The 18,339-nt window shown below is 63.3% G+C and carries 24 protein-coding genes; 7 read left to right on the top strand and 17 right to left on the bottom strand.

All coding sequences use genetic code 11. The features are described 5' to 3' along the window. Nucleotides 1-5 precede the first annotated feature (5 nt). Genes ACSQ3O_RS12835 through ACSQ3O_RS12815 form a run of 5 tightly spaced genes read left to right on the top strand, consistent with a single transcriptional unit; the run spans nt 6 to nt 2,016 of the window. Nucleotides 6-227, top strand: coding sequence for a hypothetical protein (locus ACSQ3O_RS12835; RefSeq protein ID WP_436139137.1), 222 nt, complete (start codon nt 6-8; stop codon nt 225-227). Then, the gene (locus tag ACSQ3O_RS12830) at nt 224-1,123 is read left to right on the top strand and encodes a hypothetical protein (RefSeq protein WP_436139136.1); all 900 of its coding nucleotides are present in this window, start codon (nt 224-226) and stop codon (nt 1,121-1,123) included. Before ACSQ3O_RS12835 ends, ACSQ3O_RS12830 begins: the two co-directional genes overlap by 4 nt. Further along, nucleotides 1,120-1,482 carry a hypothetical protein gene (locus tag ACSQ3O_RS12825; RefSeq protein WP_436139135.1) on the top strand — a complete coding sequence of 121 codons (363 nt, stop codon included), beginning with the start codon at nt 1,120-1,122 and terminating at the stop codon, nt 1,480-1,482. Before ACSQ3O_RS12830 ends, ACSQ3O_RS12825 begins: the two co-directional genes overlap by 4 nt. After that, a complete protein-coding gene (locus ACSQ3O_RS12820) occupies nt 1,479-1,742 on the top strand; it encodes a pyocin activator PrtN family protein (RefSeq protein WP_436139134.1) in 264 nt (87 codons plus the stop codon). The genes ACSQ3O_RS12825 and ACSQ3O_RS12820 overlap by 4 nt, the downstream gene beginning before the upstream one ends. A 13-nt stretch (nt 1,743-1,755) precedes the next feature. Next, on the top strand, nt 1,756-2,016 hold the full coding sequence (locus tag ACSQ3O_RS12815) for a hypothetical protein (RefSeq protein WP_436139133.1): 261 nt from the start codon (nt 1,756-1,758) through the stop codon (nt 2,014-2,016). A 22-nt stretch (nt 2,017-2,038) separates the two neighbouring features. On the opposite strand, the gene ACSQ3O_RS12810 is transcribed toward ACSQ3O_RS12815, so the two are convergent. Continuing rightward, the gene (locus tag ACSQ3O_RS12810; RefSeq protein WP_436139132.1) at nt 2,039-3,241 is read right to left on the bottom strand and encodes a tyrosine-type recombinase/integrase; all 1,203 of its coding nucleotides are present in this window, start codon (nt 3,239-3,241) and stop codon (nt 2,039-2,041) included. Nucleotides 3,242-3,418: 177 nt separating this feature from the next. Between ACSQ3O_RS12810 and ACSQ3O_RS12805 the strand changes: the two genes are divergently transcribed. After that, nucleotides 3,419-3,649: a hypothetical protein gene (locus ACSQ3O_RS12805; protein ID WP_436139131.1), complete on the top strand. Its 231-nt coding sequence runs from the start codon at nt 3,419-3,421 to the stop codon at nt 3,647-3,649. Here the strand turns inward: ACSQ3O_RS12805 and ACSQ3O_RS12800 are convergent. From ACSQ3O_RS12800 to ACSQ3O_RS12730, 15 genes are all read right to left on the bottom strand, one after another. Next, nucleotides 3,646-3,963, bottom strand: coding sequence for a phage head closure protein (locus tag ACSQ3O_RS12800; protein WP_436139130.1), 318 nt, complete (start codon nt 3,961-3,963; stop codon nt 3,646-3,648). The two genes, ACSQ3O_RS12805 and ACSQ3O_RS12800, sit on opposite strands and share 4 nt — an antisense overlap. Further along, a complete protein-coding gene (locus ACSQ3O_RS12795) occupies nt 3,960-4,241 on the bottom strand; it encodes a head-tail connector protein (RefSeq protein ID WP_436139129.1) in 282 nt (93 codons plus the stop codon). The genes ACSQ3O_RS12800 and ACSQ3O_RS12795 overlap by 4 nt, the downstream gene beginning before the upstream one ends. A gap of 192 nt (nt 4,242-4,433) precedes the next feature. Further along, on the bottom strand, nt 4,434-5,936 hold the full coding sequence (locus ACSQ3O_RS12790) for a terminase large subunit (RefSeq protein WP_436139128.1): 1,503 nt from the start codon (nt 5,934-5,936) through the stop codon (nt 4,434-4,436). After that, nucleotides 5,933-6,346 (bottom strand): terminase, encoded by a 414-nt coding sequence (locus ACSQ3O_RS12785; RefSeq protein WP_436139127.1) that lies wholly within the window; start codon nt 6,344-6,346, stop codon nt 5,933-5,935. Before ACSQ3O_RS12785 ends, ACSQ3O_RS12790 begins: the two co-directional genes overlap by 4 nt. Then, nucleotides 6,343-6,864 (bottom strand): HNH endonuclease signature motif containing protein, encoded by a 522-nt coding sequence (locus ACSQ3O_RS12780; protein WP_436139126.1) that lies wholly within the window; start codon nt 6,862-6,864, stop codon nt 6,343-6,345. The genes ACSQ3O_RS12785 and ACSQ3O_RS12780 overlap by 4 nt, the downstream gene beginning before the upstream one ends. Next, nucleotides 6,861-8,084 carry a phage portal protein gene (locus ACSQ3O_RS12775; RefSeq protein ID WP_436139125.1) on the bottom strand — a complete coding sequence of 408 codons (1,224 nt, stop codon included), beginning with the start codon at nt 8,082-8,084 and terminating at the stop codon, nt 6,861-6,863. Before ACSQ3O_RS12775 ends, ACSQ3O_RS12780 begins: the two co-directional genes overlap by 4 nt. Continuing rightward, nucleotides 8,081-8,611, bottom strand: coding sequence for an HK97 family phage prohead protease (locus ACSQ3O_RS12770; RefSeq protein ID WP_436139124.1), 531 nt, complete (start codon nt 8,609-8,611; stop codon nt 8,081-8,083). The genes ACSQ3O_RS12775 and ACSQ3O_RS12770 overlap by 4 nt, the downstream gene beginning before the upstream one ends. An 11-nt stretch (nt 8,612-8,622) precedes the next feature. Beyond that, entirely contained in the window at nt 8,623-9,855 is a 1,233-nt protein-coding gene (locus tag ACSQ3O_RS12765) for a phage major capsid protein (RefSeq protein WP_436139123.1), read from the bottom strand. Between the two features lie 135 nt (nt 9,856-9,990). Continuing rightward, the gene (locus ACSQ3O_RS12760) at nt 9,991-10,137 is read right to left on the bottom strand and encodes a hypothetical protein (protein WP_436139122.1); all 147 of its coding nucleotides are present in this window, start codon (nt 10,135-10,137) and stop codon (nt 9,991-9,993) included. A gap of 95 nt (nt 10,138-10,232) precedes the next feature. Then, nucleotides 10,233-11,360, bottom strand: a complete 1,128-nt coding sequence (locus ACSQ3O_RS12755) for an AAA family ATPase (protein WP_436139121.1) — start codon at nt 11,358-11,360, stop codon at nt 10,233-10,235. Further along, complete coding sequence (locus ACSQ3O_RS12750) at nt 11,357-11,818, bottom strand: CHC2 zinc finger domain-containing protein (protein WP_436139120.1); 462 nt, start codon at nt 11,816-11,818, stop codon at nt 11,357-11,359. The genes ACSQ3O_RS12755 and ACSQ3O_RS12750 overlap by 4 nt, the downstream gene beginning before the upstream one ends. Next, nucleotides 11,818-12,084, bottom strand: coding sequence for a helix-turn-helix transcriptional regulator (locus ACSQ3O_RS12745; RefSeq protein WP_436139119.1), 267 nt, complete (start codon nt 12,082-12,084; stop codon nt 11,818-11,820). The genes ACSQ3O_RS12750 and ACSQ3O_RS12745 overlap by 1 nt, the downstream gene beginning before the upstream one ends. A 132-nt stretch (nt 12,085-12,216) precedes the next feature. Continuing rightward, nucleotides 12,217-12,825, bottom strand: coding sequence for a hypothetical protein (locus ACSQ3O_RS12740; protein WP_436139118.1), 609 nt, complete (start codon nt 12,823-12,825; stop codon nt 12,217-12,219). 91 nt (nt 12,826-12,916) lie between these two features. Next, nucleotides 12,917-13,195, bottom strand: a complete 279-nt coding sequence (locus ACSQ3O_RS12735; protein WP_436139117.1) for a hypothetical protein — start codon at nt 13,193-13,195, stop codon at nt 12,917-12,919. A gap of 43 nt (nt 13,196-13,238) precedes the next feature. Next, entirely contained in the window at nt 13,239-14,258 is a 1,020-nt protein-coding gene (locus tag ACSQ3O_RS12730) for a tyrosine-type recombinase/integrase (protein ID WP_436139116.1), read from the bottom strand. Between the two features lie 188 nt (nt 14,259-14,446). On the opposite strand from ACSQ3O_RS12730, the gene dusA reads away from it, so the two are divergent. Next, nucleotides 14,447-15,469: a tRNA dihydrouridine(20/20a) synthase DusA gene (dusA, locus tag ACSQ3O_RS12725; RefSeq protein WP_436141121.1), complete on the top strand. Its 1,023-nt coding sequence runs from the start codon at nt 14,447-14,449 to the stop codon at nt 15,467-15,469. A gap of 21 nt (nt 15,470-15,490) precedes the next feature. Here the strand turns inward: dusA and ACSQ3O_RS12720 are convergent, their stop codons facing one another. Next, nucleotides 15,491-18,286: a bifunctional diguanylate cyclase/phosphodiesterase gene (locus tag ACSQ3O_RS12720; RefSeq protein ID WP_436139115.1), complete on the bottom strand. Its 2,796-nt coding sequence runs from the start codon at nt 18,284-18,286 to the stop codon at nt 15,491-15,493. Nucleotides 18,287-18,339: the final 53 nt, after the last annotated feature.

Below are 18,339 nucleotides of genomic sequence, written 5' to 3'. Positions count from 1 at the left end.
AAGCCATGAACACCGCACCCCAAAGGCAAGCAATCACACCATCAGTCGGCGGCTTTTACAACTGGATAGGCCAGCCCGAGCGCCTGGTTTACATGGGCGCCAAGCGCTACCCAGGCGACCCGCGTGCATGGCATCAGTTCGCCAAAGTGGAGGCGCCCGGCATGTGCTGGTGCGAGGTTTTGGCACCAGACCTTGCGAGCTTTGAAGAAACGAAAGACCAGCCATGACCAACACCACCGGAGCGGCAGAACTGCCGGAAGCGCTGGCACACGCCGAAGGGCTTGATTCTTTTGCGGGCCAACTTCCCGCCTACGGGTTCAACCCACAGCCGCTGAAAGACGCCGCCACCCACCTGCGCCGCCAGCACGCATTGCTCAACGAGCAGCAGCGGACCATTGAAGCACTGAACGCATGCATCAATGGAGAAGGCTCAACCACCACCGAGAACCTGCGGCGCGTGGACCGGCTGCACGCAGCCCACCAGCACGCCCAGGGCAACGTCGCACTTCTGGCCGACATCCTGAATCGACGGCCAGCGATGAATGCCGTGCTGGCCGAGGCCTACGGCGCTTGGACCGCCGAGGTGTACGACCTGATGGGGACCATGGCGGCTGCGCCTGCAAATGACGCCCAAGTCGAAGCACTGCGAGCCCAGCCTGCGGGAGCCGCATTCGACGCCCATGGGTTCCGCGAGTGGGTGCAGCGAAACATGCCAGACGACACCATCATCGGCAGCAGCGCATGGTGGGCTGACCACCTGACCCAGTGGGCGCAGCGCTTTGTGAAGGTGTCCTCACAGCCTGCTGGAGCGCTGCCGAGCGGCGACGAGTTGCGAAAGATTGCTCGCTCCGCTCGAACCAGCGCCAGCGACGACGCCAGCCCCACCGAATACATCTTGGCCGGATGGCGTGCAGCTAAGGCCCAGCCTGCGGGAGCAGCCACGCCAACCGCGATCAATCGCATCCCACTCCTTGAAGAACTCGACCCGACTGCAGAGCTAGTAATGACTGGCTACGGCTTGTGGGAGCTTCAGCGCAGGGGGCTGCCCATCCGATACCTGAATGAGTTTGAACGCGCGTTCGTGAACGCAGCCTTGGCCACCCGACAAAAGGACGGCCAATGACCGACCCCACCAAAGACCACAGCCGAGTCAGCCCCGAGGGCCGCGCCATCGGCGCCCAGTGGGTGCGCATGGTGGAGCCCATCATTGCCCACCTCGTGGCCGAGGGCGAGCCCGACGAGCGTTGCAAGTCCTGCGCCTTCCGCCCGGGAACCGTGCCCAACGGCTGCCTGCAGACCATGGCAGACGTGACCAAGGCCGTGCTGGAGCAAAAGCCCTTTGCCTGCCACGTGGACCGCTACGCGGACGGCACGCCCAAGCTGTGCGCGGGCTGGCTGGCCAGCCAGTGGGGCACCGCAGACCGCCCCGCGATTCCCTGCAACTGGGAGTTTTCGCCGCCGGATGAGGAGCAAGCAGCATGAACACCTTTTTCGCCCTCATGGCCGAATACGGCACGGCCCAGATCCCAGTGGAAAAGTGCGCCAGCCTGTTCGGGTTGACCCCCAAGAAGGCCGAGGAGTACGCCGGCCGCCAGCGCCTGCCCGTGCCCGCCTTCCGCATCGGCTCGCAAAAGAGCCCGTGGCTGGTGGACGCGCACCAGCTGGCCACCCACCTCGACGCCGCGAAGGAACAAGCCCGCAAGGACTGGGAGCGCATGCAAACAGCGGCCACCCCGCTGTAGGCGACAATGCCGCATGAATGTAGCGCGCCACGCCATGACCCCGAGTGATCGCAAACAACAATTCAGCGATTTTTCGAAGGCAACCAATCTCTCAAGCGAAGAAATGGCAGCGCTTCTTTCGCCCGCAGGCCTCACCATGAGCTGGGATGATTCACGAAGGGAAAACCTGATGGGCATGCAGTTGCATAAAGTCAGCAACCTTCGCCTGCGCATTCAAAAGGTACCCTGCCTGTCTGAGCGAGACGAACCAGGCATTCGCATCACTCTGGAGTAGGAAAGCCTAGCTCCTGCCACCCTTAACGCTCTGGCACATTCTCAGGCCGCAGGTGCGTATAACGTTTCAAGGTGGCCCAGCTTTCATGCAACGTGAACTGGGCCACCTCCTGTATCGAGTAGCCCCGCTCAAACAGCCTGCTTGTGGCCTCGTGCCGCAGGTCATGAAAATGCAGGCCCTCAATCCCCAACAGCTTGCACGCCCGGGTGAATGCCGCGCTCACTGACTTTGGGTTGTACGGAAACACCAGCGCAGCCGCCTTGCCCGTCGCCTTGGGCTGCCGCTCAATAATCTCCATCGCCGCCGCCAGCAGCCGGAAGCTACGCCGGTTGCCCTTCTTGTGGCGGGGGTGCTTCACATCATCCAGCCAGGCCACGCCGTTGTCCTTGTCCACATCGGCCCAGCGCAGGGTGCAAATTTCCTCCTGCCGCCGCGTGGTGGCCAGCGCAAACCGCATGATGTCGGCCATCGGTATCTCAGCCCGCGCGTCGCGGCTTTCAAAATAGGCCAGCAGCTTGGCCTCCTCATCTGCCGCCAGCCTGCGCGACCGCTGCCGCGACTTGGCCACAACCCGCACGCGCAGCAGCTCCTCACGCGCCCTATCCAGCGCCACCAGCGGCCCCGGCAGGTCACGCGCCACAGCTGCGTGCATCAGCACCTGGCGCAGCCAGATCAAGTCGTTGAGCACCGTGGCCGGTCCCGCTCCATCCACAGACCGCCGCAGCCGGGCATGCTCCATAAAGTCCTGCGCGGTCAGTTTGGTGGCATCCCTGGCGGCTATGTCTGAGGTTTTGAGCCGGTTCACATCTGCAGTCTTGCTACGCCCCCAGGTGGTCACGTTTTTGGCCGCGCTGACATAATCCGCGATCAACGTTTCCAGCGTTACCCCCTTGACCAAGGGTTTCCCGCTGGCGCGCACCGCCTCTAATTCCGACTCCCGGCGCCGCTTCCACTCCTCGGCCAGCACCTTGCGGCTGAACGTTTGCGCCTCGCTGTGGATCACCTTGCCATCCCGCTTGATGCGGATCTGCGCGGTGTAAGAGGTCGTGCCGTCGGCGCGCTTGCGCGCAGTGATAGTGCCCATGTGGTGCGGTGCTACAAGCCCAAATTTGTAGCACTCACTGTAGCACCGCCAGACCAAAAACCGGGAAAAACGGGGCCAAACGATGGAAAACCAGACAACGCCGAAATGACCGAGAACACCGCCCAAAGCCTTGCGCAGCAAGGAAACCCGCACCAATACAGCCCCTGGCGCATGTCCATCGCCCCCATGATGGATAGTTGCGATTAGCCAACATCCATGCGGGTTTCATGGCTAGCGTGTGCAGTCCGTGTGCATGCAAAAAGGCATTTGTGAGGCGAAATCGTCCGCGATACCATCCCAAGGAATCGAGGACGACAGATGACAAAGACTGAAATGGTTGCGGGCGTGCTCCATGCCTCTGGTTTCAACTCGCGGCACGATGAGTGCCTTGCTTTTGCCAGGGCTCACCTGTTCGATGTGGCCGGTTCACCGGAGAAATTTCGGGAATGGGACACCCAGGTGTCAGACGAATTTGCACGGCGCTACATCGAAGACAGATCCCGCGTGACCAGCGTGCACTGGGCCAACCTGTACCGGGAACTCAGTTAGCCCACCGCCTTGCACATCAACACCAGCTCCCGATTGCCTGAGCGCACATCCACCAGGCTCTCGATGCCGTAGGTGGTGCCGTTGTGGACCACGCGATCCTGAGCGGTCATCCATGGGCGAAACCGCATCCTGATGCGGGCCGTCACCTCACTGACAGCAGCTTGAGCGGCGAGGTACTCCCGGCCCGTCAACGGCTCCACGGCGGCCCAGCAGGTGAACAGGGGCGCCCAGGACTCGATGGGCTGGCCCAGCTCGTCCTCGGTGCTTGTGTAGCGCTCCACCGTCACGCGCTGGTCAAGGTCGCCCGCCTTCATGAATGCACCCGATAGGGGTTCAGCAGAGCCTCGAAAGCCGGGTTCTTGCTGAACGGGCGTTCGCTCACGCTCTCCCGGTGTTCGTACAGCGTGCCCACCAGCAGCAGCGCGGCAGACTTCACCGGAGCGGCGGCAGTGCTGTCCACGCTGGTGACGTTCATGTAGTCGGCCACGGCGGTGGTGGCGGTGGCGATCAGCGCGCCCAGCAGAGCGTCTTCGTCGTCGTGGTCAATGCGGCAGTGCAGCTTCGCTTCGTCCAGGGTCAATAGTGCGGCCATGTCGGTTCCTCGGTTGTAGGGGTGCCAGCGCCGTGGTGAAAGGTCAGGGCCAGGCCCGCATTGGTGAATCACTCACTTCTGCACGCCGTCCGTGAAGCCCACTCGCTGGCTGTCGGGGTTTTTCCTGAAACGCGGCACTTTCCGACTAATCCGCGTCCTGGCTTTCCTTGCGGCCCCCCAGGCTAGGGTGAATCAAACGAACGTGAAGGCGTCAAACCCCACGAACTGCGCTTGCTCTGCTCTGGATGCCACGCCCATGGCCATCGCCAGGGCCTGCAATCCGTCAATCCGTCCTGTTGCCTTCGCCTTGTCCAGCTTGCGCGCGCCGGTCGGGTCTTTGGTCACCACGGCATTGGCGGCGCACATGGTCAGCACCGGGTGGCCACCGTGGGCGATGCGCCCATTCAGCAGCTCGGCTTCCAGCGCATCCAGCGCGGGCGCCATGTCCTTAAAGCCCTGGCCCCACTCCACCAGGGGAAGGTCCGCGCCGATCTTGTCCAGCTCCTTGCGCAGCAGCTCGATGCGCCAGCGGTCATAGGCCACGGCCTGCACGTCAAGCTCGGACAGCAGCGCGGCCATGTCCTGCGCGACGTGCTCATAGTCCACCGTGGCGCCGGGTGTGGTGTGTAGAAGGCCCTGGCGCGCCCACACGTCATAGGGGGCACGATCACGGCGGGCACGGTCGGCCAGGCCGATTTCAGGCGTCCAGAAGTGCGGGACCACATGCCACACGCCATCGACCTGGCCCACGATCACCAGGGCCGTGAGGTCAGTCCGGGCGCTCAGGTCCAAGCCCGCAAACACCGGGCCGTCCAATTGGGTACTGAATGCCCGATTGCAGGACTTCCACACGTCCGGGCTGATGAATGGGGAGACAGTCGATACCCGCTGGTTCAGCAGCAGATTGCGGGCGGTGTTCTCCATGCTCGGCATGCGCTGGGCCTGCGTCAGTTGCTCGCGCAGGTCGTCCAGGCTGCGGAACGTGCCCAGGGCGGGGTTTGCTGCGCGCCATGCGCTCTCGTCCAGCAGGTCACACCCGGCTGGCGCTTCGTACACATGGCAGACGATGCGCGGGTCTTTGCTGGCCCTGGCGTCGTCAATCTGCGCTGACAGCCAATCCGCGTCGTTCGCCGCCTGAGTGCTGATGATGAGTTGCAGCGGGTTTGCGTGTGCTCCCTGGCTGGTCAGCAGCGCGTCGATAAAGTCACTCTGTGGGCCACGCACCTGGCCCCATTCGTCGCCGATCAGCAGCACGGGAGAGAGTCCGTGCGCGGTCTTGCCGTCCGCTGCCAGGGCTTTGTACTCAGTGTTGAGCGGCAGGCCCAGCAAGCGCTTGCCCGATGGCACGATCCGCACAATGGCCGTCAGCTTGGGCGATAGCTGCACCATCTTGCAGGCGAGGTTGAACACCAGCGAGGCTTGATCGCGGCTCATGGCGCCGGAAACGATCTGGCTGTTTTGCTTGGCCTCGGGGCCTACCAGGTGGGCCAGCAGCAGGCCCGCAATCAGGCCGGTCTTGCCGTTCTTCCTTGCTATGGAAAGAATGCCCCGTAGCGTGCCGTGGGGGTTGTCGTACACGTCCCGGATGAACTCTTTTTGGAAGTCGTCCAGCACCAGCGGCTGGCCCACCTGCGCGCCATCGGGCACCGGGCAATAGCGCTGGATGAACTCGATAACTCGCTCGGCTCGGGTCATACCGCGCGCAGCCTCGGGATCAGGTCGTCGCCATCATCCTGGCGGGCGGCGCGTTCCAGCTCGGCACCCTTGGCAATGTCGGCAGAGCGGCCCACCGTGGCCACCGTGTTGACGGCAATGGCGCGGGTCAGGGCAAGGGCAAGGCGTGACAGCTTCATATGCTCATCTGAGCCAATGAGTACCGCTTCAAGAGCGCACTGCACGCGGGCCAGGTTCGCGGCGCTGGCCATGTCCACCGGGTTCCAGGTGTCGCGCGGGCGGGCCTGCACGATGGCATCCCAGAACGGGCGCGCAGCAGGTGGCACCAGCACATGGGCGGGCGGATCCAGGGGCGGCAGGGCAGCGGCTTGGGCCGCGGCGACAGCGGCGGCGGCGGAGTCTGAGCGCTTGCGCTTGGGGGTCAGCTTCATGATTGCCTATTTTTTAAGCAGTCAGCGTTAACGTAAGGGGTACAGGTCGGTTCAGGGCCATCGACCGCTGGTGATTTCTCATCAACGGGCGCGGCAAGGGCACCAGGCGGGCGCACAGCGGCCTCGTTGAAGTGGTGCGAGGGGTTGATAGGCCAGCCGTCCACATCGCATCCCAGGCGTGCCGGTCTGCCGTACAGGTCGGCCATCGTCTTGATGGAGTGGCAAGGCTTGCAGCAGCTCACCAGGTTCTCGCGGCTGTTGTCGGCCGGGTCGTTGTTCTTGTGGTCCACCTCAGTGGCAGGCGTGATGACACCTGGCGGGCAGTATTGGCACAGCGGCACCTCTGCCAGTACCGTGCGGCGCAGTCGATACCAGGCTTCGGAGTTGAGCGGCAGCAGTCGCCCGTTGCCCTTTTTGGTCCAGCGCTTGGTGCGAATGTCCGCAATGGTCAAAGGCTTGCGCGGCAGGTCGTCGGCCATCTTCAAGCCTCGGGCCTTCCAGGGGTCCAGCATCTTCACGCCGTCGCCTCTTGTTGTTTGCTCGGGTAGGGCAGCGGCGCAGGGGTGGGTACTGAGTGCCCAGCCTCTTTTTCGTCGTCCAGACCCTTGATGGCGGGCAGGTTCTCCAGCTTGCGGGCTTCGGACTTGAGCATCCAGCCGTCGCTGATGCCGGAGCTGTAGAAGGCGGCACGGTTGGCACTGTCGCCGCGTAGCAAACCTTCCACCTGATGCTCGGCAAAGTACATGCGGCGGCCTGTGTCTGTCAGGCACTTGGCTGCAATGCCTTGCTCCCATGCAACCAGGTGGCGACGTAGGGTTTGGGTCACGAACTGGCGGGCCATCTCCACGCTGTTGGAGTAGTTGCCGTTTCGCAAGTCCCCGATCACAGTGGGCGGCACGCGGAACAGGCGGGCCACTTCCTCCACGCTGAACTGGCGGGCGGCGATCCACTCGGCATCCTCCAGCGTCATGGATAGGGCTTGGAAGTCCACGCCTTCTTCCAGAATGGCAGTGCGGCCACTGTTGGCGCCTCCTGCGTGCTGGCTGCTCCAACTGGTGGCAATGGCGGTGCGCTGTTCGGGCTTGAGCTTGCCGGGAAACTTGAGCACCCCCAGCATCTTTGCGCCGTTGGTGAAGGTGTTCACCCCATGCTCACCCTCGGCAATGGCCAGCTCCACCACGCGACGGGCTGCGGCGATGGGCGAGATACCCAGCACGCCGTCATCACCCAGGCGGTGGCGCAGGTGCAGCACCTCATGGGCCAGCAGGCGGTGAACGATGCCCTTGGTGTCGGTGTAGTCGTAGGCCAGCTTGTCGCCCACGCGCAGCACTGAGACGCGATCAGGGGACAGCGGCCACAGCTCCCGCACCTGGCCATCCCAGCCGCGCACGATACGGGCAAAGGCGTTGCCGCGCAGCAGCACGGCGGCTTGCATGTACTCGCGGAACTCCAGGGCGGTCTGCTCAGGGTTCGCTTGGTCGTGCAGCACCTTGTAAAGCGGGTGGTCTGATGCGCGCTCGCGGTCGTCGCCGTTGCGCTTGAACAGGATCAGCGGCAGGGATGCCGTTGTCTCTGCGATGGCTTGCACACAGGCATAGACAGCGCTGACGCCTTGGGCGGTCTTGTCGTTCACCGGCCCATTGCGCAGGCTGGCGAAGTTGCTCCAGTACGGATCACCGCCGGAGACGCTGCGGCGCTCCAGGCCGATGGCAGACAGAGCGCGGGTGATGATGTTCATACGGTGTCCATCCATGCGCGGTTCAGGTCAACAAAGCCCCGTTGATGCGGGCGGCTGCGCATGGCTACCGTGGTGTCTTGATAGGCTGGGTCTGACGTGAGGGTGATTTCCACCAGGTCCACGTCCAGCAGCTCGCGCACCAATTGCGCACCGCGTTGCTCCCAGCGGTCGCCACCGTCGCGCACCCTGAACCCGAAGGAACATCCAGCCACGTCGCCACGGTCCACCAGGATGGCCAGATCACGCCCATGGCTGGTGTCAGGCAGGGCAAGGGTGAAAGCCAGTCCATGCGAGTCCTCCCTCAGTTGCAGCGTGCCGCCTCGGGTCGTGCCCAGCAGCGCGGTGCCGTCGTGGTGATACAGGGCGCGAATGTTGGAGCCCGTCGCCAGCGATTTGGCGAAGGCACCTTGCCGGATGACCTCTGAAAAGTCTCCCAGGACTGCCTCGGAATTGAACACGGCGGCATAGCCGGTCAATGTCTTGTTGCCGGTCGCCTTGAGCGTGCCGTGTCCGCGAAGCTCCAACATTTCGCAGCTCCTTAGATGGCCAGGTCGTCGGCCACCACGAACGCCTCGGGGTGTCGCACTGCGGCATCCACCGTGGCCATGGCGCGGATCAGCACGTTGCCCTTGCTGTAGGCGCCTTCGGCGTAGGGGTTCACCAGAATGTCCACCTCGGACCAGATACCCAGCATCACCTGGCTCCAGTCGCCAGCGATCACGCGGCCAGTGTTCGGGGTGCCGGTCTTTTCTGCGACTTGGTTGGAGAAGTACGCGGGCAGGTCGCCCACCTTGCCGCCTTCCATGATGTAACCGGCGATGCCTGCGGCCTTGAGGGTTCCGGCCAGCTTGGCCTTGGCCTTGGTGCTGGCCACGATGTTGGCGGCGCTGGCGTTCACGATGTCCAGCTTTTGCAGCATGGCCAGGACGTTCTGCCAGCTCAGGGTGGACAGGCTGGCGGTCTGGATGCCACTGGTGGACAGCACGCCTACCGGCTCATTCGTGCCGCCACCCTTAATCAAGGCGCTGTCGATGGCTTGGGCCAGCATGAAAGACAGGTCATCACGCACCAACTGCTCAATGTCAGGCGAGCTTTGCATGATGAGCTGGCGGGACTGTTCGGTGATGCCGCCCGCGTGCTTGGGGGCGAGGGTCACGCCGTCGAAACTCATATCGCCAGTGGGCAATGCAGCGTTCTCAGCCACCCAGCCAACGGTGGTGCCGGTGCCGTGCTTGGGGATGCTCAGATTGCCGGACAGGCCCGACAGCACGCGCACGCCCAGGCGGCGGGCCAGGAGCGAATTGCGGAAGGGCTCGATGTACTGGTCTGCGCGGTGGATGGTGGGCACCAGCTCGGGCGCGGTGCTGGTGGTGTTCACGGCGCGAGACTCGATGGCCGACAGCGGCACAAACACGCCCTGCGCCTTGCGTCCGGTGCGGCGCTCGGTTTCCTGCGCGAACTCGGCAGCGGCGCCGGACAGGTTGCGGCCTTCCATCTGCGCGCGGATCACTTCCACCACGTTGACCTGGCGCTGTACTGCGGAGAAAGAGCGGTCGCCCACCGGATCACCAGCGGCGCGGCGCTCGCAGTCCTCCATGAAGGTGGCGCGCTGTTCGTCGGCCTCCAGGCTGGTGATTTCTGCCTTGAACTTGTCGAAGGCCGATTGCTCGGCGGGGTTCAGGCTGCGCTTTTCCGTTTCGGCGGTGGCGAGGATGCGGCGGGCTTCGGCCACCTTGGCGGCGCGGGCTTCACGAATGGCTGCGAGTTGCATAGCGAGGGTCTTTCAAAGATTGGCCCACGCTATCGGCGGGCGGGTTGCGATAGCATTAAAGCTATCACAATTTCAATGCGATAGCAAATATCTATCGAGTGGACAAAACAAAACCGGCGCGGGGCCGGTTTCGGGTCAGGGCTTCGGGTACTGGCTCTGTAGATGGTCCAGCAGGTCGGCCCGTTGGTGCGGTGGCACCTCCAGGCACTGCCTGCGCCATTCCTCGGGATCGTCTTTCCAGTGGCCAGCGGCGTGCATGGCTGCGTCGAGTAACGCGGCCAACGTGGGGTCTGTAGAAAAGTTGCGTTGTTGCGTTGCAGTAGGTGGCGCAACTGCGCAACTTTCACCGATGGCATTCAGGAGGGCTTCCCGCAGTGTCATGGCTCCACCTCCAGCGGCTCCACATCCTCCACATCGCTGGTTTCGTAAAAGTTGCGCGGTTGCGTTGCCTTAGTACGCGCAACAACGCAACTTTTGGCATCGGGCTGCTTTGAGATCAACCCCAGCTCCCTGGCCTTCTTCATGGCGCGGCTCACGTTGGACTTATTGACCCCCAGTTCCTCGGCAATTTCGTGCTGTTTCAGGCCGTCATTTGCCAGTGCCACCACGCGGGAGAAGGTCCCCTCGGTCGCTGTCTTCCAAGACCATGTGGCGCGCTTGGTGCCTTCGTCAACCTTGAGGGCAAGCTCCAGGCTTTCCGCGTCTTCCCCGATCAGGTTGCGGGCCTTGGTGAACTCCATGACAAAGACAGAGCCTTCCTTCGGGTCGTAGTCGGAAGGGCGGGCCAGCTTCAACACCACGTCCAGCAAGTCTTCTTTCTTGCTGGTGCCGCGCTGCTCGCCCCCTTTGCCGGAGTGGTGCACCAGCAAAACCGCGATACCTCGGCGGCGCAGGCCAAGAAGCCATGCCGATATTGGTGCCCACGATTCCGCGTCGTTCTCGCGCCCGCCGCTTCTTGCCCAGGCGCTCAGGTTGTCCAAAACCACAAGGGCCGTGTCTTCCTCGATCATGCTGTTGATCGCTTCTTGGCCGCGTGCGGTTGCAAGGTCGGGCAGCAGCGTTTCGCTGTCGAGAAGGTCGGGCGTGAAGGTGCGGAAATAGCCTGGCAGCGGTTCACGGTCAGGAAGGTGCATTGCAAGGCGCTTTTGCATGACCTGCCCAGGCAATTCGCCGTCCAGATACAGCACCTTGCGGGCGTTAAGTGCCGTCCACCGAAGGAAGGTTCCTCCTGTAGCCACGGCAAAGGCCACAGACAGCGCCCAATGCGTTTTGCCGATGCCGCGCCCAGCGTGGACCATGGCGAGGTCTTGCGAGTGCAGCAGGTTGCCCAGCAGTGGCGTGCGCTCTTTGAACTTGTGCCCTGCGAGCTGGTGCAAGTCCATCGCCTTGGGCGGAGGTGGTGCGGTCGGCTGATCTTCAATGTCTGCCAGGGCCGGGAATGCTGGGCCGACTTCGTCCAGCTTCGATGCCATTGCGTTGTACTCCTCGATGGTGCGTGCATTCATGCGAACACCTCCACCAGGCGAGTGATGCGGCCCGATGCAGTCAGCACGCGGGACAGGTCCAACTGCGACAGCACCACGCCGTGCGCAACGTTTCCGGCTGCGATGGCCACCAGGTTGGCTTCCACTGCCAGCACCTCCAGCGCCTGACGCGGGGACAGTGGTGCGGGCTTATGCTGGGTGGCTGGGCGCCCGTCGTCAATCCAAGCGCCCAGGGCCTTCGCGGCTTCCACGAACTCCAGGCCGTGCTGGGCCATGTGGTAGGCCAGCACATCGCCGCCACGCGCACCACAGCCAGCCATGCACGCGAATGCACCGCTGTCGGTGTTGATCCGCATGGAATCACTGCCGCCGTGGAATTTGCACTCGGTCGTGCGCCATTTACCGCGCCCGGTCAGCTTCAAGCCTTCGGACTCGTAGTAACCCACCGCGTCGGGGAGATTGCGGCGGTCGAACCCCATTACAGGGCCTCCTTTGCGGCCACGCTATTGCGCTCGCGGGTAATGCCCTCCAGGTATTTCGCCACCGCCTTGCGCGGGTACAAATAGCGATTGCCCAGCAGGATATAGGCGGGGCCGGTGCCGCGCTTGCGCCAGGCTTCCACGGTGCTCTGGGACAGCTTGCCCAGCAGCATGATGTCCGTTTCTGTCAGGCAGTCGAGCTTATCGGCTAGTGTGCGCAGGCGGTCGAGTTGGTTTTCTGAGGCGGGTTGCAGTGTGGCTTCCATTTCCCATTACCTTTCTGGCGTAGGCCAAAAGTGATTGATGGGTAATGGTCAGATAAACAACACTGGTTGTTAATTGCACAGACTGGCAGCATAGTTGGTGTGCCAGCAAGGTATCTACTAGGCTAGCAGACGCTATGTGTCTTCAGCCTTCCGAGCCTTGTTCCACGCCGTGCAATGGCGCCGGACTGCCTCGTACTTGAGCGGCACAACTTTATTTGCCATCTGAGCTGCGGCATCGTTAAGACTCATGCCAGGTCGGAAATTGGTGTCGAGCCAAGCGAATATCTCATTCCGAATCGCGTGATTTTCAGAATGCCCTTTGTAAGCGTTCGCCTTTGCTGCGAGCGTTTTACTGGTTTTCATTGCCGCCATGAACGTCAAAGCGATGGGATTATCCGGCTCATGCTCTAGCGTAATTCGTGCAATGTTAAATTTCTGATGCGGTTTCGCTTTCGATTTTTCAGATGAAAGACCTGACGCCAAGAAATATATGTCGTTCAATTTTTTAACCAGCTCTTCATTTTCTTTATGTAGAGCTGATTCATTATTCATCATCGAAACGGCAAATTGAGCAAGTTTTTGAATATCGTTATCACATATTTCAATTAGCCATTTTCTACGCGCAACCATTTCTGGGCTATTAAACTCTTCTTCGCGCTTACGGTAATATTCGCGAAGCACCTCTTCTCTATTTTTAGCGCGCTTTTCCCGTTCTTCCGAAGACACTTCCGTTTTGCCCATCTCGTTCCCCCATGCGCCCTGAAAAAGTGCCAGCCCAGCCCGTCAGGGGAAACGGGTTTTCGCGCCGTCGCGCTAGGGCTGGCGAATTGGGTCAGGCCAGCGACTTGATCAGATAGTTTTGACGGTGGAGAACATAAGCCAGTCCGTCGCCAGCGTCCCCAGCATTCCAGTCGGCTGTGTGATATCGAATATCGAGGCGCTTTAGCGCTGCGCCCAGCGACGATCCCTCAAATCCAGCGGCATTGCGGATCTCGCCTAGAAGGTCGCGCGCCTGGCTTATCCATAGCACCAAATCCCCCAGTGCTGCGGCCTCGTTTGCCCGGTCCTCGGTGTCGTCGTCGCGTTGTTGGTTTACAGTTTCAGTAGCCATTTTCAAACCTCATTTTGGTGATGGTCAGGCGGGCGGGTCGTTCTCAGGCTTCCCGTTCGCCGTCTTGTTGCCCTGCTTTGTCCGGTGCAGGGGTTGCCGGTTTCTTGATTGCTTCGTGCACATCCTCGGGCTTGATGGCCGTGTACCGGCGCAGCATGGCCCAGGTCTTGTGCCCTGTCAGTAGCGCCACCTGCGGGATGCCCAGGCCCATGCGGAAAAACTGGGCGGCGGCGCGGTGGCGCAGGTCGTGAAAGTGCAAATCCTCGATGCCCAGGGCAGTGCAGGCCCGCGTGAACGATGCCGAAATGCTGCGTTCGTCGTAGGGGAACAGGAACCCGGTTTCGCGCTCCTTGATGATGGGCTCCACGATGGCCCAAGCATCTGGCAATAGCGGCACCGTCTGGTTGTTGCCGGTCTTGTTGCGCGGGTCCTTGCGGTCGCGGATCACCACCGTTTTGCCTTGGCGGTCCACATCCTCGATTTCCAGGCGGGTGATTTCGCCCTGGCGCATGCCCGTGGCCAGTGCGAACTGGCACACCGTCTGCATGGGGATTTTCTGGCGCGCCTTCGTCGCCCAATGGGCATAGATGCGGGCCAGCTCGTCGTCGGTAGGCTCCCGCTCGCGCTCCTTGCCTCGGGTGCTCAATCCCCGGTGCGTGAGGCTGGCGCGCGCCTCCAGTGCCAGGCGCTCGGGCAAGTCCAGTTGGCGGGCGTGTCGGCCCCACTTGAGCACCGCCGACAAATAGGACAAGTCAGCGGCGATGGTCACGCCCCCTGCCCCATCGTCCTGGCGGCGGTCGATGAAGTCGCGCAGCACTACGGCGTTCAGGTTGGACAGCTTCACCTTGCCCAGCTCGCGCTTGAGCATGGCGAGCGTGGCCTCCTTCGTCTTGCCGGGTAACTTGGTGCTGGCCTCGGTGTACTTTTCGATCAGGTCGGCCAGCGTGGCGCCCTTGGGCACCGGGGCATATCCACCGGCGGCGATGTGGCTTGCCTGAGCCTCAATCTGTGTCGCCCAATCCTTGGCTTCGCGCTTGGTGGCGAAGGTGGCGGCACGGTACATGCCCGCCCTTCTTATCTGGGCGCGCCACTTGCCGGACGGTAACTGAGAAAATGTCGCCATGTGTGTGCAGTCGTGTGCATCGGTTGATGCCCAGATTCTGCACTTTTAAGGCCCTTTGTGTGCACATCGTGTGCACTTTATCTTGCACACGATAGAAATCATCGGTTTGTCTCTTGGAAAATACCGTTATAAATCAATCACTTAGCCCATGGAGAATGTCGGTTGCGCCGATGATGGACTGGACCGACCGCCACTGCCGGTACTTTCACCGGCTGCTGACCCGCCAGACCCTGCTGTACACCGAGATGGTGAACGCAGGCGGCATCCTGTATGGCGGCACTGAGCGCCACCTTCGCTTCAACGCCGAAGAGCACCCCGTGGCCTTGCAGTTGGGCGGCAACGAGCCCGACAAACTTTCCCAGGCCGCCCGGCTGGGTGAGCAATGGGGCTATGACGAGGTCAACCTCAACTGCGGCTGCCCCAGCGACCGCGTGCAGCGCGGCGCCTTTGGCGCGAGCCTGATGAAAGCGCCCCAGCTGGTGGCCGACTGCGTGAAGGCCATGAAGGATGTGGTCAGCGTGCCCGTCACCGTCAAGCACCGCATCGGCATCGACAAGGTGGAAGAATACGGCTTTGTCCGCGACTTCATCGGCACCGTGGCCGAGGCGGGCTGCACCGTGTTCATCGTGCACGCACGCAATGCCTGGCTGCAAGGCCTCTCCCCCAAGGAAAACCGCGACATCCCGCCCCTGCGCTACGAGGTGGTGCACCGTCTCAAGGCCGAATTTCCGCAGTTCACCATTGCCATCAATGGCGGCATCCAGACCGATGACGTGGTGCTGGAACAGCTCGACCACCTGGACGGCGTGATGATCGGCCGCGAGGCGTACCACAACCCCTGGTGGCTGGCGCGCTGGGACCAGCTTTACTACGGTGGCGCCCCCTGCTCCCTGACCCGCGAAGAGGTGGAGCTGGCCATGGTCGAGTACATGGAACGCGAGGCCGCCCAGCACGGCACCCCCTGGCCCCACATCGCCCGCCATATGCTGGGCCTGCGCCACAGCCTGCCCGGCGCCCGCATCTGGCGCCAGGTGTGGAGCAACCATCTGCTCAAAAACCGGCCTGCACGCGAGGTGCATGCGCTGGCGATGGAAACCTATGGCACCTTCGCCTTTGGGCATCCGGCCGAGGCTGGCGCCGAGGCCGGATAAAGGCGGGCGCAATATGCGGCGCTACACCTGTCGCGCCAGCCACACCGCCAGCGGCTCGGGCCGGCCGAACAGATAGCCCTGCAGGCATTCGCACTGGTTCTCCACCAGAAAGCTGGCTTGGGCGCGGGTCTCCACCCCTTCGGCCACCACACGCAGGTTCAGGTGGCTGGCCACCGACAGGATGGACTGCACGATGGCGGTGTCGCTGGGGTCGTCGGGCGTGTCCTGCACAAAACTCTTGTCGATCTTGAGTTCAAACAGCGGCAGGCGCTTGAGGTAGGCCAGGCTCGAATAGCCGGTGCCAAAGTCGTCGATGGAAAAGCGCACACCCAGGCCCACGATTTCGGTCATGCGGGCGATGGTGTCGTCCAGGTCTTCGATGAGCAGGCTTTCCGTCACTTCCAGGATCAGGTTGCCGGGGTGCGCCCCGGTGTGGGCCAGCACGTGGCGCACACGCTCGACAAAATCATCCTGGCGGAACTGCCGCTGGCTCACGTTGACGGACAGCGATAGCTCACGCCCCGCCGCCTGCAGGCGCGCCAGGGTTTCGCAGGCCTGCTGGATCATCCAGTCGCCCATGCGCAGGATGAGGCCGGAAGCCTCGGCAATCGGTATGAAGCGGCTGGGCGGCACGTTGCCGCGCACCGGGTGGTCCCAGCGCATCAGCAACTCGCCGCCGACCACGGTGCCCGAGGCATCCACCTGGCTTTGCACAAAGGCGGCGAGTTGCCCTTCGGCCTGGGCTTTTTTCAGGTCCTGCTCCAGGGCCAGGCGCTCCTGCACATCAGCCTGCATCGCGGCTTCGTAGAAACGGATGCGGTTGCGGCCCAGGTCCTTGGCGCGGTACATGGCGGTGTCGGCCTCGCGCAGCAGGTCTTCAACACCATCGCCGCGCTTGGGAAATAGCGTGATGCCAATGCTGCCCGTGGTGCTGTAGAGGTGGGTGGCAATGGTGTAGGGCGCTTCCAGGGCAGCCCGGATCGCCTCGGCCACCAGCAGGGCCGCGCGCCCGGCGGAGTCCATGTCGGACGCTACGTTATGCACCAGCACCACAAACTCGTCGCCCCCCAGCCGGGCCACGGTGTCGCCAGGGCGCAGTTGCTGGGTGAGGCGCTGGGCTACCTGCATCAGCAGTGCATCGCCCACGGTATGGCCGCGCGCGTCGTTGATCTGCTTGAAGTTGTCCAGATCGATGTAGAGCACAGCCCCCACCTGGGCGGCCTTGAGGGCGCTGTGCAAGGCATGCTCCATGCGATCCAGCAGCATGCGCCGGTTGGGCAGGCCGGTGAGGCCGTCGAAGTAGGCCAGCTGGTGCGAGCGCGCTTCGGCCTGCTTGCGCTCGGTAATGTCGCGCGACAGGGCGATGAACCGGGCGCCGTCGCCCGGCGTGGTGGCGTCCTTGCGGGCGATGGACAGCTCGAACCAGTGGGTGGCGCCCCCCACTTCCAGCCGGTACTGGTGGCCCGCCGAGTAGCCCGTGTGGTGTGCGGCCTCCAGCGCGGCATGGCAGCCCGCCGCAGCCTCGGGCGGCACCACTTCGCTCATCAGGCGCCCGAGGAACATCTCGGGCGGCAAGGCCAGCAGGTCCGACCGGGCCGAGCGGTAGTGGTGGATGCGGCCGTCCAGCCCCAGCTCGAACAGCAGGTCGGGGATGGCGTTGAGCGTGCTCTCCAGGTCGTCGCGCGTGGCGCGCAGCTCGGCCGTCATGCCATGCGCCAGCGCCACCGCGCGCTCGCGGCCGGTGGCCAGGAACCAGGTGAACCAGGCCAGCAGCAGGCTGAGCGCAACCCCCACCAGGGCGACAGCGTGGTGCCCGCCATTCTGAAAGCGCAACAGGAACGCGGCGTGGGGCGACAGCTGGAGCGTCCAGCGGCGCCCGCCCAGGTCCAGCTCGCTCTGGGCCCGCAGGCCGGAGGGGGCGGGCTCTGCGCCCACATTGCTGAACAGGCGCGTGGCCGTGTCGTCCGGTGTGGCGCTGCCTGCGGTGCTGTCGGTGATCTGCAGGGCAATGTCGGCATCAAACTCGCCCGCCATACCCTGCACCACGTCGGCCACGCGAAAAGGTGCCGACACCCAGCCCGCCAGCCCCGCGCGGCGCCCCTCGACCGAGTCGGTGCGGGCGTCGGGGCGGTACAGCGGCAGGTACATCACCAGCCCCGGGCTGCTGTCCTGCATCAGTGTCAGCGGCCCCGACAGCGCCAGCGCCCCGGTGTCGCGGGCCCGGTCCAGCGCCTCCTTGGCGGCTGGGATGGTCAGAACATCCAGTCCCAGCGCCTTGAGGTTGTCGCCTGCCAGGGGTTCGATGTGGGTGATGGGGGCCATCACGGCACGCCCACCCTCGGGCCACACGGTGTAGTGCTCGAAGCCACGCTGACGCATGTCCTGCACGTGGCTGGCCAGCGCTGTGCCAGGGAACTGCAGAATCAGCGACACCCCCTGCAGCCCGGGGCGGGTGGCCTCCAGCTGCAAGGCGCTGATGTAGGCCTGGAACTCGCTGCGATCAATGCGCTCGGAGCCCTCGAAGTAGCCCTTCACACCGCGCAGCACCACCTCGTAGGTGGTCATGCGGTCCTTGAGGTTGGAGGCGATCTGGTCGGCCGCCACTTCAAAATTCTGTTCCCGCTTGGCCCGGCCGCCCTGCTCCTCTCCCTGCCAGTACAGGTAGGTCAGCCCCAGCGTGAGCAAGGCCATCAAGGGTGGCAGCACCACCGGCAGCCAGCGGTGGCTGGCCGCCCCAGTCAGCGACTCCACGCGGGGCGCCGCTTGCGCGGGACCGATGGTGGATGGCTCGTCGCCTTCATGAGGAGGTGGTGTCATTGCGGTTCGTCTGGCAATCAGTCAAAAAAGAGAAAGGCAAGCACGAAAAAAGG

Origin of the sequence: Acidovorax sp. LjRoot74 (assembly GCF_964254355.1) — a bacterium.
Taxonomy (GTDB): Bacteria; Pseudomonadota; Gammaproteobacteria; order Burkholderiales; family Burkholderiaceae_C; genus Acidovorax.
The sequence above is the reverse complement of the archived record's forward strand: the minus strand, read 5'-3'. Positions and strand labels throughout refer to the sequence as shown.

Coding starts and splice junctions, on each gene's coding strand:
- ACSQ3O_RS12835 (WP_436139137.1), top strand. CDS start 6: ATGAACACCGCACCCCAAAGGCAAGCAATCACACCATCAGTCGGCGGC.
- ACSQ3O_RS12830 (WP_436139136.1), top strand. CDS start 224: ATGACCAACACCACCGGAGCGGCAGAACTGCCGGAAGCGCTGGCACAC.
- ACSQ3O_RS12825 (WP_436139135.1), top strand. CDS start 1,120: ATGACCGACCCCACCAAAGACCACAGCCGAGTCAGCCCCGAGGGCCGC.
- ACSQ3O_RS12820 (WP_436139134.1), top strand. CDS start 1,479: ATGAACACCTTTTTCGCCCTCATGGCCGAATACGGCACGGCCCAGATC.
- ACSQ3O_RS12815 (WP_436139133.1), top strand. CDS start 1,756: ATGAATGTAGCGCGCCACGCCATGACCCCGAGTGATCGCAAACAACAA.
- ACSQ3O_RS12805 (WP_436139131.1), top strand. CDS start 3,419: ATGACAAAGACTGAAATGGTTGCGGGCGTGCTCCATGCCTCTGGTTTC.
- ACSQ3O_RS12800 (WP_436139130.1), bottom strand. CDS start 3,963: ATGAAGGCGGGCGACCTTGACCAGCGCGTGACGGTGGAGCGCTACACA.
- ACSQ3O_RS12795 (WP_436139129.1), bottom strand. CDS start 4,241: ATGGCCGCACTATTGACCCTGGACGAAGCGAAGCTGCACTGCCGCATT.
- ACSQ3O_RS12790 (WP_436139128.1), bottom strand. CDS start 5,936: ATGACCCGAGCCGAGCGAGTTATCGAGTTCATCCAGCGCTATTGCCCG.
- ACSQ3O_RS12785 (WP_436139127.1), bottom strand. CDS start 6,346: ATGAAGCTGACCCCCAAGCGCAAGCGCTCAGACTCCGCCGCCGCCGCT.
- ACSQ3O_RS12775 (WP_436139125.1), bottom strand. CDS start 8,084: ATGAACATCATCACCCGCGCTCTGTCTGCCATCGGCCTGGAGCGCCGC.
- ACSQ3O_RS12770 (WP_436139124.1), bottom strand. CDS start 8,611: ATGTTGGAGCTTCGCGGACACGGCACGCTCAAGGCGACCGGCAACAAG.
- ACSQ3O_RS12765 (WP_436139123.1), bottom strand. CDS start 9,855: ATGCAACTCGCAGCCATTCGTGAAGCCCGCGCCGCCAAGGTGGCCGAA.
- ACSQ3O_RS12755 (WP_436139121.1), bottom strand. CDS start 11,360: ATGAATGCACGCACCATCGAGGAGTACAACGCAATGGCATCGAAGCTG.
- ACSQ3O_RS12750 (WP_436139120.1), bottom strand. CDS start 11,818: ATGGGGTTCGACCGCCGCAATCTCCCCGACGCGGTGGGTTACTACGAG.
- ACSQ3O_RS12745 (WP_436139119.1), bottom strand. CDS start 12,084: ATGGAAGCCACACTGCAACCCGCCTCAGAAAACCAACTCGACCGCCTG.
- ACSQ3O_RS12740 (WP_436139118.1), bottom strand. CDS start 12,825: ATGGGCAAAACGGAAGTGTCTTCGGAAGAACGGGAAAAGCGCGCTAAA.
- ACSQ3O_RS12735 (WP_436139117.1), bottom strand. CDS start 13,195: ATGGCTACTGAAACTGTAAACCAACAACGCGACGACGACACCGAGGAC.
- ACSQ3O_RS12730 (WP_436139116.1), bottom strand. CDS start 14,258: ATGTACCGTGCCGCCACCTTCGCCACCAAGCGCGAAGCCAAGGATTGG.
- ACSQ3O_RS12720 (WP_436139115.1), bottom strand. CDS start 18,286: ATGACACCACCTCCTCATGAAGGCGACGAGCCATCCACCATCGGTCCC.